We start from the raw sequence: 17029 nt of genomic DNA, 5'->3' as shown, positions 1-17029 counted from the left end.
TCCTTTCAGGCCGCGACGAGATACGAGAAGACGGATTCGAGGGACTCGTCCGAGGGCGAGACCGTCAGCAGCCGGATGCCGTGCTCACGCGCGACCTTCGGCAGCAGTTCGGTGAACCGGCCGAAGTCGACGGCCTGGATCCGCAGTCCGCCGTCCACCGCGTCGACCTCGATGCCGGCCGTGGACGGGTCGGCGATCAGCGCGGCGGCGAGCGCCCTGTCGTCACTGGAGCGGACCAGGTAGCGGTGCGGGCGGTCGGTCATCAGGCGGCGGATCCGGCGGAAGTCGCCGGAGGCGGCGTGCCGGCCGGCGACGATCACCTCGATGTGGGAGGCGAGCTGCTCGACCTCCTCCAGGATGTGCGAGGAGAACAGCACCGTGCGGCCCTCCGCGCCCATCCGGCGCAGCAGCTCCATGAGCTGCATCCGCTGGCGCGGGTCCATGCCGTTGAACGGCTCGTCGAGCAGCAGCACGGACGGCTCGTGGACGAGGGCCGAGGCCATCTTCACGCGCTGCCGCATGCCCTTGCTGTACGTGGCGATCTTCCGGTCCTGCGCGTACTCCATCTCCACGGTGGCGAGGGCCCGCTGGGCCTCCGCCGCGCCGAGGCCCTGGAGCTCCGCGTTGGCCACGACGAACTCACGGCCGGTGAGGAAGTCGTACATCGCCTCCCGCTCGGGGACGACGCCGATGGAGCGGTAGACCGACTCGTTGCGCCAGACCGGCTGGCCGTCGAGGGTCACGCTGCCGGTGGAGGGGTCGAGGAAGCCGCCCATCATGTTGATGAGGGTGGACTTCCCGGCGCCGTTGGGGCCGAGGAGACCGGTCACCCCGGGGCCGATCGACATGGTGACGTCGTTGACCGCGACGACGTTGCCGAACCAACGGGAGACGTGGTCGATGTGCAAGGTACTCACAGTCCGACCTTTCGGTAGCGGCGCATCAGGGTGCCGTAGCAGGCGGCGATGAGCGCGAGGACGAACAGCAGGTAGACCACGCCCAGGCCGGCGCTGACCTCCGCCTCGCCGGGGAAGGCGGCGGGGCCGCCGAGGAAGGCGTTCTGCAGGCCGATGACCAGGGTGAGGGGGGAGAAGAGCCCGAGCCAGGTGATGGCGTCGGTGTTCTCGGTGGCGTAGGAGATGCCCTGGAGGGTGGAGACCGCGCCGTAGGAGATGGTGAGGACGGCGATCACGGCGGCGACGCCGAAGCCCCGGCGCGGCGTGAGCGCGGCCATCACCAGGCCGATGCCGCCGAAGAGCACGGACAGGACCGTGACGGAGACGAGTCCCTGGCCGAACATCTTGGCCTGCTCGGCGAAGTCCATCTTGGCCAGCATCGAGCCGATCCACATGATCAGCAGCGGGGTGAGGGTGAGGATGAAGAGCGCCGACGCCATCGCCCCGTACTTGGCGAGCACGTAGTCGACCCGCTCGATGGGGCGGGAGAAGTACAGCGGCACCGTCCGGAACCTCAGGTCGCGGGAGACCGACTGGGGGGCCTGGGCGGCCAGGAAGACGGCGATGACGAGCTGGAGGTAGATCGCGTACTCGGTGTACTGCATGGGGAGCTCGTCGCTCTTCAGGTACACCGCGATGGCGACGATGATCAGCGCGGGCGCGCACATCACCGCGAAGAGCAGCATCGGCAGCACCTTCGACTTGGCGCTGCGGCCCAGGCCGTACGCCCCCCGCAGGGACTGCGAGAAGAGCGAGCGGCGGGCGTAGGAGCGGCCGAGCCGGGGGCCGTCGTAGGACCGGTATCCGATGTTGTGGATCCGGGTCGTGTCGGGGGCGGCCTCGGGGGCGGGAGTGCTCATCGGGCCTTGACCTCCTCGTGCTGCGCGGCGGCCTCGGGGCGGAAGACCTCGGCGATGTGGTGGCGGCGCTGCTCCATGCGGACCAGGCCGAGGCCGAGGCCGGCGACGGTGTCGCGCACCAGGTCGTACGTCTCCTCGCCGGGGGCTTCCAGGAGCAGGATGTGGCCGGCGCCGGGCAGGCCCTCCTCGACGCCCTCGTGGAGGGTGACGCCGGCGGCGGCGAGGGCGGCGCGCAGCGCGCCGGTGCCGTCCGGGTGCGCGTCCGAGTCGGTGACCTCGACCGCGAGGGTCGTGGTGGTGCGGGTGAAGTCGCTGGTGGAGCTGGACCGCAGCAGCTTGCCGCCGTCGATGACGACGACGTGGTCGCAGGTCCGCTCCAGCTCGCCGAGCAGGTGCGAGGTGACGAGCACGGAGATGCCGAAGTCGGTCCAGACGCGGCGGATGAGGCCGAGCATCTCGTCCCGGCCGACCGGGTCGAGGCCGTTGGTCGGCTCGTCGAGGAGGACCAGCTTGGGGTCGTGGACCAGGGCCTGGGCCAGCTTCACCCGCTGCTTCATGCCCGTCGAGTAGCCGCCGATGGGGCGGTAGCGCTCCTCGTAGAGGCCGACGTGACGCAGGGTGTCGGCCGTCCGCTCGCGGGCGGCGGTCGGCGGCAGGCCGGACATCCGCGCCATGTGGACGACGAGCTCGGTGGCCGAGACGTCCGGCGGGAGGCAGTCGTGCTCGGGCATGTACCCGACGCGCTCGCGGATCTCCGATCCGTGCTTCGAGACGTCGAGGCCCAGGACCTCGGCGCGGCCCTCCGTGGCGGGGGAGAGTCCGAGCAGGATTTTGATCATCGTGGACTTGCCGGCTCCGTTGGCACCCACCAGTCCGGTCACACCGGGCCCGATGTCCAGGGAGAGCCGGTCGAGAGCGGTCACCCGGGGGAACCGCTTGCTGAGGCTTTCGGTGGCGATCACAGTCACGGTTCGAAGGTAGTGGCGAATCCCACAGGGGTCGTCAGCCCTACGGATCGAATCCTCTCCGACTTCCGGCGTACGGACCCTGAGGGCGGGTCGCGACGAAAGTCGTTCGGGGCTCCTGCCTGCCGCTGCGGGCCGAGTTTTCCACAGGGGGTTATGCACACCCCTTGACGTAGCCCCCGGGCATTGTCACATTCATCGGTGTCAAGTTACGGACGCGTAGTGCGACCGTACGCTCACACCGGACGGGCGGGTGGCATGACCTCAGCAGTGGCAAGCGAACTGACCGCGGAACTGCGGGGGTTCAGGGAAGTGCAGCAGCTCTCCTACGCCTGCGCGGAAGCGGTCGCGGCCCAGCTCAGGCCGGGCGTCACCGAGCGCGAGGCCGCGCGGATGCAGCGCGAGTGGCTGTACGAGCGCGGGGTGAAGGACTGGTTCCACCGGCCCTTCGCCTGGTTCGGCGACCGCACCGCCTTCGTCGGCTTCAGGATCCCGCTGCAGTTCTTCCCCACCGACCGGCGGCTCGAGGCGGGGATGCCGTTCATCCTCGACATGGCCCCCGTGTACAAGGGATACACGGCGGACATCGGCTACAGCGGCTGCCTCGGGCTCAACCCCCTGCACGACAAGCTGCTCACCGATCTGCGCGAGCACCGCGAGCTGATCCTGCGCGAGGTGCGCGAGCGGCGCACTCTGCGGGAGATATACGAGGACGTGGACCGGCTCATGATCCGCCAGGGGTACGCCAACCGGCACCGGGCCTACCCGTTCGGCGTGATCGCCCACAAGATCGACCGGGTGAGGGAGCGGCGGTTCGCGCCGACCCTGTTCGGCTTCGGCACGCAGTCCCTCAAGGGCCTGCTGAGCGACGCCGTGCACGGGCACCGGGACGGCTGGTCGCCGCTCTGGTCCCCGTACAAGTTCTCCGACCACCCGCCCACTCCGGGCCTCTGGGCGGTCGAACCGCACCTCGGATTCCGGGGGACGGGCGCGAAGTTCGAGGAGATCCTGGTCGTCACCGACTCCAGGGACCCCGAGCAGAGCGCGTTCTGGCTGGACGACGACCTGCCGCACGTGCGGCGGTGGAACGAAGGAGCGGTGTGATGGCGGGCGCGGGACTGAAGGGGGCGCGGGAGCGCTGGGTCCGGACGGGCGGGATCGAGCTGTGCGTCGCCGAGCTCGGCGACGCAGACCGGCCGACGGTACTGCTGGTGCACGGCTACCCGGACTCGAAGGAGGTCTGGTCCGAGGTCGCGGTGCGGCTCGCCGGGGAGTTCCACGTCGTGCTGTACGACGTGCGGGGCCACGGGCGCTCGACGGCGCCGACTCCGCTGCGGGGCGGCTTCACCCTGGAGAAGCTGACCGACGACTTCCTGGCCGTCGCCGACGCGGTCAGCCCCGACCGGCCGGTCCACCTGGTCGGGCACGACTGGGGCTCGGTGCAGTCCTGGGAGTTCGTGACCGTGCGGCGCGCCGAGGGCCGGATCGCCTCCTTCACGTCGATCTCCGGGCCGTCGCTCGACCACTTCGGGCACTGGATCAAGCGCCGGATGTCCCGCCCCACCCCGCGCCGGGTCGGGCAGCTCCTCGGGCAGGGCGCCAAGTCCTGGTACGTGTACGCGCTGCACACCCCGGTCCTGCCGGAGCTGGCCTGGCGCGGCCCGCTCGGCAAGCGCTGGCCGAAGCTCCTGGAGCGGGTCGAGAAGATCCCGGCGGGCGAGTACCCGACGCCGTCGCTGCCCAGCGACGCGGCCCACGGCGCCTGGCTCTACCGGGACAACGTCAAGCCCCGCCTCTCCCGGCCGCGCGACGACGCGTTCGCGCACGCGCCCGTGCAGCTGATCACGCCGACCGGGGACGCCTTCCTCTCCGAGCGGCTCTACGACGACCTGGGCGCCTGGGTGCCGGAGCTGACCCGGCGCAGTCTGCCGGCGAAGCACTGGGTGCCGCGCACCCGCCCCGACCGCCTGGCCGAGTGGATCACGGACTTCGTCCGCACCCACGAGGAGCCGGCGACGCGGGCGCCGCGTCCGGTGGCGGAGACGACGGCGAAGAGCGGGGTGCGGCCGGAGTACGCGGAGCGCTTCGGCGGGCAGCTGGTGCTGGTCACCGGCGCCGCCAGCGGCATCGGGCGGGCCACCGCCTTCGCCTTCGCGGAGGCCGGGGCGCGGGTCGTCGCGGTCGACCGGGACAGCGAGGGCGCGGCCCGGACGGCGGAGATGGCCCGGCTGATCGGCGCCCCCGACGCCTGGGGCGAGACGGTGGACGTCTCCGACGAACAGGCGATGGAGAAGCTGGCCGCCAAGGTGGCCGACGAGTACGGCATCGTCGACGTCCTCGTCAACAACGCGGGGATCGGCCTCTCCGGCTCCTTCTTCGAGACCACCAGCGAGGAGTGGAAGCGGGTCCTGGACGTCAACCTGTGGGGCGTGATCCACGGTTGCCGGATATTCGGGGCGCAGATGGCGGCCCGCGGACAGGGCGGCCACATCGTCAACACCGCCTCGGCGGCGGCCTTCCAGCCCTCGCGCGCGCTGCCGGCGTACAGCACCTCGAAGGCGGCGGTGCTGATGCTGAGCGAGTGCCTCCGGGCCGAACTGGCCGGTCAGTCCATCGGGGTGAGCGCGATCTGCCCCGGCATCGTGAACACCAACATCACGGCGACGGCCCGGTTCGCCGGCGTCACGGACGCGGAGGAGGAGAAGCGGCGCCAGCGGAGGGCCTCCCGGCTGTACGGGCTGCGCAACTACCCGCCGGAGAAGGTCGCGGACGCGATCCTGGGGGCGGTGCTGCACGACCGGGCGGTGGTGCCGGTCACACCGGAGGCGCGGGGCGCGCACGCCCTCTCCCGGCTGGCCCCGGGCGCGCTGCGCGCCCTGGCCCGCTGGCAGCCGCCGGCGTAGCGGGGCGAGGGTTCCGGTCGTCCGCCCGGGGGCCGGGCCGGGCGGGCGGTCGTACGATCCCTCGCAGGAGGGGCCCCGTGCGGGGTGGAGCGATCGGTCGGTGGGAGCGGGTTTGTCCGAGCAGTCAGCAGTGCGACCGGAGTACCGGATCGAGGATCTCGCCCATCACAGCGGGGCCACGGTACGGACCATCCGCGCCTACCAGGACCGCGGCCTGCTGCCCCGCCCCGAGCGGCGGGGCAGGTCGAACGTGTACGGGGACAGCCATCTGGCCCGGCTGCGCCAGATCGCGGACCTGCTGGACCGGGGGTACACCCTGGCCTCGATCAAGGAGCTGCTCGACGCCTGGGACACCGGCCGGGGGCTGGGCGGGGTGCTGGGGCTCGTCGCGGAGGTCCAGGGGCCGTGGACGGACGAGGAGGCGGCCCGGATCACCCGCGCCGAGCTCGACGCCCGCTTCGGCGGCACGCCGGACGAGGACGCGGTCCGCGAGGCGGTCGAGCTGGGCGTGCTGGAGCGCATCCCCGGCCGGGAGACCGAGGAGTACCTGGTCCCGAGCCCCCAAGAGCTGGCGGTGGCCGTGGAGTTGCACGCGGCAGGGGTTCCCCTGTCGGCGATCACCGGTCATCTGCGGGAACTTCGGGAGCAGGTCGAGCACATAGCGGGCCGTTTCCTGGAGTTCACCACCGAGCATGTCTTCGCCCGCTATCTGGAGCAGCGCCCTCCGACGGACTCCGACGCGGCCGAGGCGGCCACGATGGTCCGGCGGCTCCGGCCGCTCGCCCAGCAGACCGTCGATGCCGAACTGGCCAGGGCCATGCGCATTCTGGCGACCCGTCACCTACAGATCCACCTCTCGCCGGACACCCCGCCCGTCCGGGACGACGAGCCCCGCCCGGTGCAGATCCCGGCCGGCACGATCAGGGCCGTACAAACGCTCGTTGGGGCGGAGAGTGTCGCCGCCTTCGTGACGGCGGCCACCGAACGCGAGGTCAGCAAAAGGACATTGGACGCATTGACGGTAAATGCTCTCAATTCCCCCACGGTTCACTAAACCATTTGATTCTTCAGGGCAGTTGTCCACAGAATCGCCAACTGGCCTGTGGATAAACCACTTTGGTTGTGGATCAAACCTGGACAGGGAAGAACGATGGACGAACGCCGCACGGTGAAGGTCTCGAAGTACCTCTCGAAGCACCTCCGGCATCAGCCGGAACGAATCGGGCTGACGCTCGACGAGCACGGCTGGACGGAGATCGACGCCCTGCTCGCCGCCGCGGCCGGCCACGGCTTCCCGATCAGCCGCGCGGAGCTGGACCACGTCGTCGCCACCAACGACAAGAAGCGGTTCGCCGTCGAGGGCACCCGGATCCGGGCCAGCCAGGGCCACACGATCGGCGTCGACCTGGGCCTGCCGGCGGCCGAACCGCCCGCGTACCTGTACCACGGTACGGTCGCCGACCGGCTCCCCGCGATCCGGGCCGAGGGGCTGCGGCCCATGGCCCGCCACGACGTGCACCTCTCCCCCGACCGCGAGACGGCCACCCTGGTGGGGGCGAGACGCGGCCGGCCGGTGGTGCTGAGCGTGGACGCCGGCGCGATGCACCGGGCGGGCCACGAGTTCCGGGTCAGTGCCAACGGGGTGTGGCTGACGGCGGCCGTACCGGCGGAGTACATCCGCTTTCCCGGCTGAGCGGGGTGGGGGCCGGTAGCGGGATGAAGGCCCGTAGCGGGGCCGGTTGAGCACGACGGGGCCGGTTGGACGGGACGGATGGCCCATGGCTCCCGGGCGCGGCTGAGGCATGATCGGGTCATGCCGCACCCGCACCTGCCCAGCACCCAGGCCGCCGTCACTGCCGTCCGCGCGCTCGCGGAGGAGTTCCACCTGGAGATCACGGTCACCGACGACATCGGCGCGGACCAGACCTCGCGCCGTACCTCAGCAGGCGCCTTCAGCGTGCTCGACGAGGACGGCTCGCTGCCGCACGAGGCGTTCATCGAGCTCGGTGGCTCCCCGCACATCTCCGTGCAGCTCTATCCCGAGGACGACGCCCGGATCACGGTGGACGGCATCGAGTTCGCCGACGTGCCGAGGGACGCCGTCCCCGGCTTCGTCCGGGCGGTCCACACGGGCCTGGCCCATGTGAAGGGACGCTTCTTCCCGCCCGGACAGTGGCTGATCATCCCCGTCCCCGGAGGCGAGACCTACAAGGAGCTGATCCCGACGGCGACGCTCACCCCGTGGCTGAACAGCCGCTTCCGCTGACGGAGCGCCGGCCTCGGCCGACTCGGCCGATTCGCCGCTCGCCCCACATGAGCCGGGCGGTGGCGAGGAGGACGGTGGGGTGGGGGGTGTCGTCCCCGGTGGGCAGGACGAGGACCGTCTCCGCTCCCTCATAGGGCGCACCGATCAGGACGGCTTCGCGCAGGCTGCCGAAGGCGAGCGGCTCGACGTCATCGCCGTCTGCGATGCCGTCCTCGCCACCCTCGCCCTCCTCCTCGCCCTCGCCCTTGAGGCCGCCCTCGTCCTCGCCCTTGAGGCCGCCCTCGTCCTCGCCGTCGAGAACGGTCCAGGAGACCGTGTCGGCGAGGAACAACGGCAAGGGTTCGGACACCCCGGCCTCGTCGGGGCTCTGGACCCAGGCCATGCCCTCACCGTCGACCACCACCCGCACGCGCAGGGCCGGCAGCCCGCCCCGCCGCCGTGCCGAGGAGCGGTGGAGGGCGCGAGCTCCCGCGACCACCAGGGAGATGCCCGGTACCGCCGTGACCAGGGCGAGCAGCTGCCAGCCGAAGGCGTCGTACGGTTCGGCGGCGAGCCGCCGCCATGAGCCGTCCTCCAGCACCGTGACGGTGGACCCGAGACGGTGGTCCTCGGGGAACAGGGAGTCGACCACGAGCCGGCGCCCGTCGTGGGCGCGGAGTCGTACCGACTCCTCCGTGTGACTCGTGACCTCGGCCTCGATACGGGGCGCCCGCGCGGCCCTGTCCTCGTCGGCGTGCACACCGCGCAGGCCCAGGAGGGTCGCGGTGACGGCCACGGCACACAAGACCGTCCCTCCGATCAGCCGGCTCTTCCCGCGCACGGCCAGGCTGGTGGGGCCGAGGGTGCGGAGGACCGCGCCGGACGCCCGCTCGAAGACCCGGCGCTGCCGGCGGCGGGCGGCCAGACGGTCGCAGGCGGCGGCCCAGCAGAGGCCGAGGGCGGCGAGCACGGCCGCGTTCGCCGCCGCCGACGCCGTCCCGGGGGCGGGGAACTGCTCGGCCGCGACCAGGAAGGCGAGCGGCGGAGCGGCGACGAGGGTGAGCTCGGGGAGCCGGGCGTTCCAGCACAGCACGCCGATGGCCAGGCCCGTCTGGACCGGGTCGATCCAGTCCGGGCCGCACGGGGCCGCGTCGCCGCACACCGGCACCGGCTCCGTGACGAACGCCGCGACCACCGACACCAGCAGCGCCAGGACGGACCAGAGGGGCCGCGCCCACCGGCCGGGCCCCGCCGCGGACCAGGCCGCCGTGCCGATACGCCGCCAGGGGGGCACGCCGTCGACCAGGGGGCCGGGCGGAAGCGCTGTCGGGCGCGGGCCGGGAGGCGCGCTCGGGGTGGCGGGCGGGTGCATGGCAGGAGTATGCGGGAGCCCCTGCGGGGCGCCGACGGCGGGACCTCGCGCCCCCCTAACACGCCGACGGAGGGACCTCGCGACCCCGCGACCCCGCCACCCCGCGCGCCGGCGGCAGACCTCCGGGCCGGCCGAGGCGCGCGAGGGCGGGACCGTGGGTCAGCCGAGGCGGCCGAGGGCCTCCGTGGCGATGGTCTCGAAGACGGCCTGGTCGGCGGCGAAGTCCGAGTCCTGGATCGGCCAGTGGACGACGATCTCGGTGAAGCCGAGGTCACGGTGGGTCCCGGCGAAGTCCACGAAGCGCTCCAGGGAGTCCAGCACCGTGTTCTTCTCCGGGGTGAAGCTGGTGAGCAGGACCTTGTCGAGCTCGGCCACGTCCCGGCCGCCCTCCGCGCACGCCTTGCCGAGCCGCTCGACCTGGCCGCGCAGGGCCTCCACGGACTGGGCGGCCGTACCCGTCTCGTACAGCTTGGGGTCGCCGGTGGTCACCCACGCCTGCCCGTACCGGGCGGCGAGCCGCATGCCCCGCGGACCGGTGGCCGCCACGGCGAACGGCAGCCGGGGGCGCTGCACGCAGCCGGGAATGTTGCGGGCCTCGTCGGCCGAATAGAACGTGCCGCTCTCTGTCACGGCGTCCTCGGTGAGCAGCCGGTCGAGCAGGGGGACGAATTCGGCGAAACGGTCGGCCCGCTCCTTCGGCGTCCAGGGCTCCTGGCCAAGCGCGGTGGCGTCGAAACCGTTGCCCCCGGCGCCGATGCCGAGGGTGACCCGGCCGCCGGAGACGTCGTCGAGCGAGATCAGCTCCTTGGCCAGCGTCACCGGGTGCCGGAAGTTGGGAGACGTGACGAGGGTGCCGAGGCGCAGGCGGTCCGTGACGCCCGCGGCGGCGGTCAGGGTCGGCAGGGCGCCGAACCACGGACGGTCCCGGAAGCTGCGCCAGGACAGGTGGTCGTAGGTGTAGGCGGCATGGAACCCGAGGTCTTCTGCCCGCCGCCAGATGTGCCGGCCCTCGCTCCATCGGTGGACGGGAAGGATTACCGTGCTCAGTCGCATGCCTGCGACCCTATGCGCCGGTGCCTGCGGGCAACAGAGCGCCACGCTCCCGGCAGGGGCGCGACGGTCCCACGTCGCGCGTGCGCGCTCCTGCTCCCAGGTCCAGTCGGCGTGCGGCCGATGGATGGGATGTTCTCCCTGACCGTGGAAACCGGCTCGTACGAAAGGGAGGGCGCCGAGGCGCGGGCCGACCCCACCCCCTCCGAACGCCCCACCCCCTCCGAACGCCGCGCCCCACCCACCCCACCGGCCCCGCCCCTGACGTACCGCCCGCCCCACTCAGATGTGCAAGGGCCCGCACGCACGTGCGCCCGGTGCGGCACCATGGGGAGGTGACCTCACCCCGGCCCTCCTCCCGCCCCGCCGTCCGGCTCATCGCCACCGACCTCGACGGCACCCTCCTGCGCGACGACAAGTCCGTCTCCGAGCGCACCGTCGCCGCCCTCGCCGCGGCCGAGCGGGCGGGGATCGAGGTCTTCTTCGTCACCGGCCGCCCGGCCCGCTGGATGGACGTGGTCAGCGACCACGTCCACGGCCACGGCCTCGCCATCTGCGCCAACGGCGCGGCCGTCGTGGACCTGCACGCGGGCGGCACCTTCCTGGAGGTCCGCGCGCTGCCCCGGCCCGCCGCCCTCGACGTCGTACGGGCCCTGCGGGCCGCCGCCCCCGGCACGAGCTTCGCCGTCGAGCTGACCACGGGCATCCACTACGAGCCGCTGTACCCGCCCTTCTACCTCGACCCCGGCGCCACCGTGGCCACCGCCGAGAAGCTGCTCTACGAGGAGGCACCGGGCGCCGCCGCCCCCGTGATCAAGCTACTCGCCCAGCACCCCGACCTCGACCCCGACGTCTTCCTGGCGACGGCCCGCCAGGCCGCCGGCGACCTGGCCTCCTTCACCCGCTCCAGCCCCACCGCGCTCATCGAGATCAGCGCCCTCGGGGTCTCCAAGGCGTCGACGCTCGCCCTCTGCTGCGCGGAGCGCGGCATCACGGCGGACGAGGTCGCCGCCTTCGGCGACATGCCGAACGACATCGAGATGCTGAGCTGGGCCGGCCGGTCGTACGCGATGGGCAACGCCCACCCCGAGGTGATCGCCGCCGCCTCGGGCCGCACCGTCGGCAACAACGAGGACGGCGTCGCCGTCGTCATCGAACAGCTCATCGCCGAAGCCTCAGAGATCCGAGCCGCAGAGGCCGAAGCCGCTGGTGAGGCCGAAACCGCTGAGACCGACACCGCAGCGGCCGAATCCGCGGAGACCGAAGCCGCACAGCCCTAGAGCGGCGCCTCCCACACCACCGACGTACCGCCGCCGTCCTCGGCCAGGCCCGGGCCGCACCAGCTCGCGCCGCCGAGGGACTCGGCGCGGCGGGCGAGGTTGCGCAGACCGCTGCGCCGGCCGCCCTCCGGCAGGCCGACGCCGTCGTCCGCGACCGTGAGCCGCACCCCGGGCGAACCGTCCGGCAGGGTCACCGTCGCGTCGACGACGACCTCGATGCGCGTCGCCGCGGCGTGCCGGAAGGCGTTGGAGAGCGCCTCGCGGAGCGCGGCGATCAGGTTCTTGCCGGTCAGCTCGCCGACCGTGGCGTCGATCGCGCCGAGGAAGCGGTGCGCGGGTTTGAAGCCCAGCGGCACCGCCGCCATGTTGATCTCCCGCAGCACCCGGGTGCGCAGCCCGGACGGGGCCTCCGCCGGGCCCTGCTGGAGCGCGAAAATCGCCGTACGGATCTCCTGGATGGTCACGTCGAGCTCGTCCACGGCCTTGCCGACACCCTCCTGGACGGCCGGCACGATCGCCTTCCGCTGGGCGCTCTCCAGCATCATCCCGGTGGCGAAGAGCCGCTGGATGACGAGGTCGTGCAGGTCGCGGGCGATCCGGTCACGGTCCTCGAAGACCGCGAGCCGCTCCCGGTCGCGCTGCGCCTCGGCCATCATCAGCGCGAGCGCCGCCTGCGAGGCGAACTGGGTGGCGAGGGTCCGCTCCGCCTCCGAGAACGGCCGGGCGCCCCGGGCGCGGGGCATCGCGAGCGCGCCCAGGACCCGGCCGCCGCTCTGCAGCGGCAGCAGCATGCTCGGCCCGTACGGCGAGGTCAGCCGGCTGATCATGCGCGGATCGGTGGAGGCGTCCTGGACGAAGACCGCCTCGCCGTCCAGGAGCAGCTCCACGACCCCGCTCTCCGGCGGGATCACCACGCCGAGGGACTTGGTGGGCCGGGGCGAGGAGACGGCGACGATCTCCAGGCCGCCCTCCTCGGCCGGCAGCAGCACGATCCCGGCGTCCGCGTCGGCGAGCCGGCGGGCCTGTTCGGCGACGACGGCGAGGGCGTCGTCGGCGTCGCCGCCGGAGAGCAGCGCGGTGGTGACGGCGACCGAACCGTCGATCCACCGCTCGCGCTGCCGCGCGGCCTCGTAGAGGCGGGCGTTGCCGATGGCGATGCCCGCCTCGGTGGCGAGGACCCGGACCATGTGCTCGTCGTAGTCGTTGAACTCCTCGCCGCTCCGCTTCTCCGCGAGGTACAGATTGCCGAAGATCTCGCCCTGGACGCGGATGGGGACGCCGAGGAAGGTCCGCATGACCGGGTGGCCGGCCGGGAAGCCGGCCGACCGGGGGTCGGCCGAGAGGTCGGCGAGCCGGATGGTCCGGGGCTCGCGGATGAGCGCGCCGAGCAGCCCCGCGTGCCCGTCCGGGCGGCGCCCGATGCGCCGGGCGATGTCGTCGCCGACGCCGTACGTGACGAAGTCGGAGAGGCCCTTGCCCTCCTCGTCGACGACCCCGATGGCCGCGTAGCGGGCGTCGGCCAGCTGGGCCGCGGTCTCGCAGATCCGGTCGAGGGTGGTGTGGAGTTCGAGGCCGGTGCCCACCGACCGCATCGCTTCGAGCAGCTGCGGCACGCGGGCGGTCAGCTCCGTGGACAGCCCCTGGAGGCTGCGGGTGGCCTCGGTGGCGGCGACCAGGGGATCCGGGGAATCGGGCGTGGCGGCGGCGGTCATGCCCCGAGCCTAGTTAGTCCTATTTGGAGAGAAAAGTCGGACGGTCGGCGGCGGGCGCCGTGACGCCGTCGAGGAGGCGGTCGGTCTCCCGCTCCTGTTCCAGCATCCGCCGCAGCGGACCTTCCACGGCGGCGAGCTCGGCGAACGGTCCGCGCTGCACGGTCCGGCCGCCGTCCAGGACCACCACCTCGTCGACCGCGTCCAGGCCGCGCAGCCGGTGGGTGATGAGGACGGTGGTACGTGCTTCGGTGGCGCGCAGCAGGTCGTCGGTGAGCGCGTCGGCGGTGGCGAGGTCCAGGTGCTCGGCCGGCTCGTCGAGGACGAGGACCGGGAAGTCGGCGAGGAGGGCGCGGGCCAGCGCGAGCCGCTGCCGCTGCCCGCCGGAGAGTTTCGAGCCGTGCTCGCCCACGAGGGTGTCGAGCCCGTCGGGCAGGCGGTCCGCCCAGTCGAGGAGCCGGGCCCGGCGCAGCGCCTCCCGCAGTTCCTCGTCGCTCGCGTCCGTCCGGGCGAGCCGCAGGTTCTCGCGTACGGAACTGTCGAAGAGGTGCGCGTCCTGCGCGCACAGTCCGACGAGGCGCCGGACGTCGTCGCCGTCGAGCTCCGCCGCGGCGACCCCGCCCAGCCGGTACGTGCCCCGCTCGGCGTCCAGGAACCGCAGCAGCACCTGGGCGAGCGTGGTCTTGCCCGAGCCCGAGGCTCCGACGACGGCCACCCGCCGCCCGGCGTCCAGGGTGAGCGTGAAGCCGTCGAGCGCGGGCCGGTCCTGCCCGGTGTGCCGGGCGGAGAGCCCGGCCAGTTCGAGCGGGAACGGCCCGGCCGGGGGAGCGGCGGCCACGGCCGGCTCGTGTACGGGGGCGGGCGCGTCGAGCACCTCGAAGACGCGCTCGGCGCTGTGCTTCACCCGCTGCCGGTACTGGACGGCCAGGGGCAGCCCGGTCACGGCCTCGAACGCGGCGAGCGGGGTGAGGACGACGACCGCGAGGGCGACCCCGTCGAGCCGCCCGTCGCGGACCGCCTGCGCGCCGACGAAGGCGGCGGCCACCACCGTGAGGCCGCACACCACCGCCGAGAGCCCGGCGCCCAGCGCGGCGGCGGCGGACTGGCGGGAGGCGATGCCGGTGAGGGTGCGGTCGGCGGCCCGGGCCCGGTCGAGCCGGTCCCGCAGCGCCCCGGCCACGGTCAGCTCGGCGCAGCCGCGCAGCGGATCGGCCACGGCGGTCGCGAGCACCCCGCGCGCGGGGGCGAGCCGCCGCTCGGCCCGGCGGGCCAGCGCGGCGCTCAGCGGCGGCACGAGCGCGCCCGCCACGAGGAGGCCCACCGCGAGCACGGCGCCCGCCTCGGGCAGCAGCCAGGCGGTGAAGCCGACCGCGCCGAGCCCCACGACGAGCGCGGCCCCGGCCGGCAGCAGCCAGCGCAGCCAGTAGTCCTGGAGGGCGTCGACGTCGTGGACGAGCCGCGCGAGCAGGTCGCCGCGCCGGGCGCGGCGCAGTCCCGCGGGGGCGATCCGCTCAAGGCGGGCGTAGACGGAGACGCGGAGTTCGGCGAGCATCCGCAGGACGGCGTCGTGCGAGACCAGCCGCTCGGCGTACCGGAAGACGGCCCGCCCGATGCCGAAGGCCCGGGTGGCGGTCACGGCGACCATCAGGTGCAGCACGGGCGGCTGTTCCGAGGCACGTGAGATGAGCCATCCGGAGACGGCCATGAGTCCGACGGCCGAGCCGAGCGCCAGGCTGCCCAGCAGCAGCGCGAGCCCCATCCGGCCCTTGAGCTCCCCGGCCATGGCACGCACTCGCGCGAGCACCCCCTGCCCGGCCGCGGGCTCCGCCCCGGGGAGCGCCGTGTCCGGGACGGGCGCGGCGGCGACGGTGGGGGTCCGGCCGGCCGCCGCCGTGTCGGCGGAGCGGGCGGGCACGGAGTCCGCGGGGACGGCCGGTGCCCCGATCGTCACCACCCGGTCCGCCACGGCCAGCAGTGCCGGCCGGTGCACGACCAGCAGCACCGTCCGTCCGACGGCGAGCCGCCGAACGGCGTCGACGATCCCCGCCTCCGTCTCCCCGTCGAGCGCCGCCGTCGGCTCGTCGAGCAGCAGCAGCGGCCGGTCCGCGAGGAAGGCCCGCGCCAGCGCGAGCCGCTGCCGCTGGCCGGCCGAGAGTCCGGCTCCGTCCTCGCCGAGCACGGTCCCGGCGCCCTCGGGCAGCCCGGCCACGAAGGCGTCCGCCCCGGCTTCCCGCAGCGCTTCCCGCACCTCCGCGTCAGTGGCCTCCGGACGGGCGAGGCGCACGTTCTCGGCGATGGTCCCGGCGAAGAGGTACGGCCGCTGCGGCACCCACGCGATCCGCGACCGCCAGGCGTCCAGGTCCAGCTCCGCCAGGTCCACGCCTCCGACCCGTACGGCTCCGCCCTCCTGCGGCTCCGTGAAGCCGAGCACGACATCGAGCAGGGTCGACTTCCCGGCGCCGCTCGGCCCGACGAGGGCCACGGTCTCCCCCGGCTCGACGGTGAGGCTCGCCTCGGCGAGCGAGGGTTCGGCGCGCCCCGGGTGGCGGACCGTCACCCGGTCCAGTTCGAGGCGGGCTCCGGCCGGGGCCACCCGGGTGCCGCCCTCGCGCACCGGGGTCTCCAGGACGTCGAAGATCTCCTCGGCCGCCGCGAGCCCCTCCGCCGCCGCGTGGAACTGCGCGCCGACCTGGCGCAGCGGCAGATACGCCTCGGGGGCGAGGACCAGGATGACGAGCCCGGTGTAAAGGTCGAGGGTGCCGTGGACGAGCCGCATGCCGATGGTGACGGCGACGAGCGCCACCGAGAGCGTGGAGAGCAGTTCCAGGGCGAAGGAGGAGAGGAAGGCGATCCGCAGGGTGCGCATGGTCGCCCGCCGGTAGTCGGCGGTGATGGCACGGATCGAGGCGGCCTGGGCCTTGGCCCGGCCGAAGACCTTGAGGGTGGGCAGTCCGGCGACGACGTCGAGGAAGTGGCCGGAGAGCCGGGAGAGCAGCTTCCACTGCCGGTCCATCCGGGCCTGGGTGTACCAGCCGATGAGGATCATGAAGACCGGGATCAGCGGCAGGGTGACGACGATGATCGCGGCGGAGACCCAGTCCTCGGTGACGATCCGCGCGAGGACCGCGAGGGGGACCACGACGGCGAGGCCGAGCTGGGGCAGATAGCGGGCGAAGTAGTCGTCGAGCGCGTCCACGCCCCGGGTGGCGAGCGCGATGAGCGAACCGGTGCGCTGTCCGCCGAGCCAGCCGGGCCCGAGGGCGGTGGCGCGTTCGAGGAGCCGGCCGCGGAGTTCGGACTTGACCGCCGCGCTCGCCCGGTGGGCGGCGAGCTCGGTCAGCCAGGAGACGAGCCCCCGCGCCACCGCGACCCCGGCGAGCAGCAGCAGGGGAGTGGTGAGAGCGGAAACCGAGAGGCCCTTCTGGAAGGCCCCCACCACGATCTCGGCGATGAGCATCGCCTGGGCGATGACCAGCGCCGCCCCGACCAGGCCGAGGAGCACGACGCCGACGAGGAAGACACGGGTCGCGCGGGCGTACCGGAGCAGACGCGGGTCGATCGGTTTCACGTGAAACATGCCCCTCTGAAGACAAGCGCCCGGATGAAGACAAGCGCCCGGAGCATCGGTTTCACGTGAAACACGGTTTCACGTGAAACATGCCCCCTGGTGGAAGGTCGCCCGGGGCCCT

At 73.2% G+C, this 17029-nt stretch carries 13 protein-coding genes; 6 read left to right on the top strand and 7 right to left on the bottom strand.

The features are described 5' to 3' along the window. Window positions 1-5: 5 nt before the first annotated feature. Genes ACIGHB_RS10275 through ACIGHB_RS10265 form a run of 3 tightly spaced genes read right to left on the bottom strand, consistent with a single transcriptional unit; the run spans window position 6 to window position 2778 of the window. On the bottom strand, window positions 6-917 hold the full coding sequence (locus ACIGHB_RS10275; protein WP_360316299.1) for an ABC transporter ATP-binding protein: 912 nt from the start codon (window positions 915-917) through the stop codon (window positions 6-8). After that, window positions 914-1816, bottom strand: a complete 903-nt coding sequence (locus tag ACIGHB_RS10270; RefSeq protein ID WP_399911327.1) for an ABC transporter permease — start codon at window positions 1814-1816, stop codon at window positions 914-916. The genes ACIGHB_RS10275 and ACIGHB_RS10270 overlap by 4 nt, the downstream gene beginning before the upstream one ends. Then, window positions 1813-2778 carry an ABC transporter ATP-binding protein gene (locus tag ACIGHB_RS10265; RefSeq protein WP_360316400.1) on the bottom strand — a complete coding sequence of 322 codons (966 nt, stop codon included), beginning with the start codon at window positions 2776-2778 and terminating at the stop codon, window positions 1813-1815. Before ACIGHB_RS10265 ends, ACIGHB_RS10270 begins: the two co-directional genes overlap by 4 nt. 261 nt (window positions 2779-3039) lie before the next feature. Between ACIGHB_RS10265 and ACIGHB_RS10260 the strand changes: the two genes are divergently transcribed. The 5 genes from ACIGHB_RS10260 to ACIGHB_RS10240 all read left to right on the top strand — a co-directional run bounded on the left by ACIGHB_RS10260 (window position 3040) and on the right by ACIGHB_RS10240 (window position 7950). Then, window positions 3040-3885 (top strand): M24 family metallopeptidase, encoded by an 846-nt coding sequence (locus tag ACIGHB_RS10260; protein ID WP_399911324.1) that lies wholly within the window; start codon window positions 3040-3042, stop codon window positions 3883-3885. Further along, the gene (locus ACIGHB_RS10255) at window positions 3885-5684 is read left to right on the top strand and encodes an SDR family oxidoreductase (RefSeq protein WP_399911322.1); all 1800 of its coding nucleotides are present in this window, start codon (window positions 3885-3887) and stop codon (window positions 5682-5684) included. The genes ACIGHB_RS10260 and ACIGHB_RS10255 overlap by 1 nt, the downstream gene beginning before the upstream one ends. A 112-nt stretch (window positions 5685-5796) precedes the next feature. Next, window positions 5797-6738, top strand: a complete 942-nt coding sequence (locus ACIGHB_RS10250; RefSeq protein WP_399911319.1) for a MerR family transcriptional regulator — start codon at window positions 5797-5799, stop codon at window positions 6736-6738. 96 nt (window positions 6739-6834) lie between these two features. Beyond that, a complete protein-coding gene (locus ACIGHB_RS10245; protein WP_399911316.1) occupies window positions 6835-7377 on the top strand; it encodes an RNA 2'-phosphotransferase in 543 nt (180 codons plus the stop codon). A gap of 120 nt (window positions 7378-7497) precedes the next feature. Then, window positions 7498-7950: a hypothetical protein gene (locus tag ACIGHB_RS10240; RefSeq protein WP_399911314.1), complete on the top strand. Its 453-nt coding sequence runs from the start codon at window positions 7498-7500 to the stop codon at window positions 7948-7950. On the opposite strand, the gene ACIGHB_RS10235 is transcribed toward ACIGHB_RS10240, so the two are convergent. Both ACIGHB_RS10235 and ACIGHB_RS10230 read right to left on the bottom strand, forming a co-directional pair. Continuing rightward, the gene (locus ACIGHB_RS10235) at window positions 7919-9301 is read right to left on the bottom strand and encodes a hypothetical protein (RefSeq protein ID WP_399911311.1); all 1383 of its coding nucleotides are present in this window, start codon (window positions 9299-9301) and stop codon (window positions 7919-7921) included. The genes ACIGHB_RS10240 and ACIGHB_RS10235 overlap by 32 nt on opposite strands. A gap of 159 nt (window positions 9302-9460) precedes the next feature. After that, on the bottom strand, window positions 9461-10354 hold the full coding sequence (locus tag ACIGHB_RS10230) for an LLM class flavin-dependent oxidoreductase (protein WP_360316279.1): 894 nt from the start codon (window positions 10352-10354) through the stop codon (window positions 9461-9463). A 332-nt stretch (window positions 10355-10686) separates the two neighbouring features. Here ACIGHB_RS10230 and ACIGHB_RS10225 point away from each other — a divergent pair, with 332 nt between their 5' ends. Then, a complete protein-coding gene (locus ACIGHB_RS10225; RefSeq protein WP_399911308.1) occupies window positions 10687-11631 on the top strand; it encodes a Cof-type HAD-IIB family hydrolase in 945 nt (314 codons plus the stop codon). Here ACIGHB_RS10225 and ACIGHB_RS10220 read toward each other — a convergent pair. Both ACIGHB_RS10220 and cydD read right to left on the bottom strand, forming a co-directional pair. Continuing rightward, entirely contained in the window at window positions 11628-13343 is a 1716-nt protein-coding gene (locus ACIGHB_RS10220; protein ID WP_399911305.1) for a GAF domain-containing sensor histidine kinase, read from the bottom strand. The genes ACIGHB_RS10225 and ACIGHB_RS10220 overlap by 4 nt on opposite strands. A 19-nt stretch (window positions 13344-13362) precedes the next feature. Then, window positions 13363-16908: a thiol reductant ABC exporter subunit CydD gene (gene cydD, locus ACIGHB_RS10215; RefSeq protein WP_399911303.1), complete on the bottom strand. Its 3546-nt coding sequence runs from the start codon at window positions 16906-16908 to the stop codon at window positions 13363-13365. Between the last annotated feature and the right edge of the window lie 121 nt (window positions 16909-17029).

It is taken from the genome of Streptomyces sp. NPDC085460 (genome assembly GCF_044541975.1).
Taxonomy (GTDB): domain Bacteria; phylum Actinomycetota; class Actinomycetes; order Streptomycetales; family Streptomycetaceae; genus Streptomyces.
This window is presented reverse-complemented; position numbering and strand designations above follow the sequence as displayed.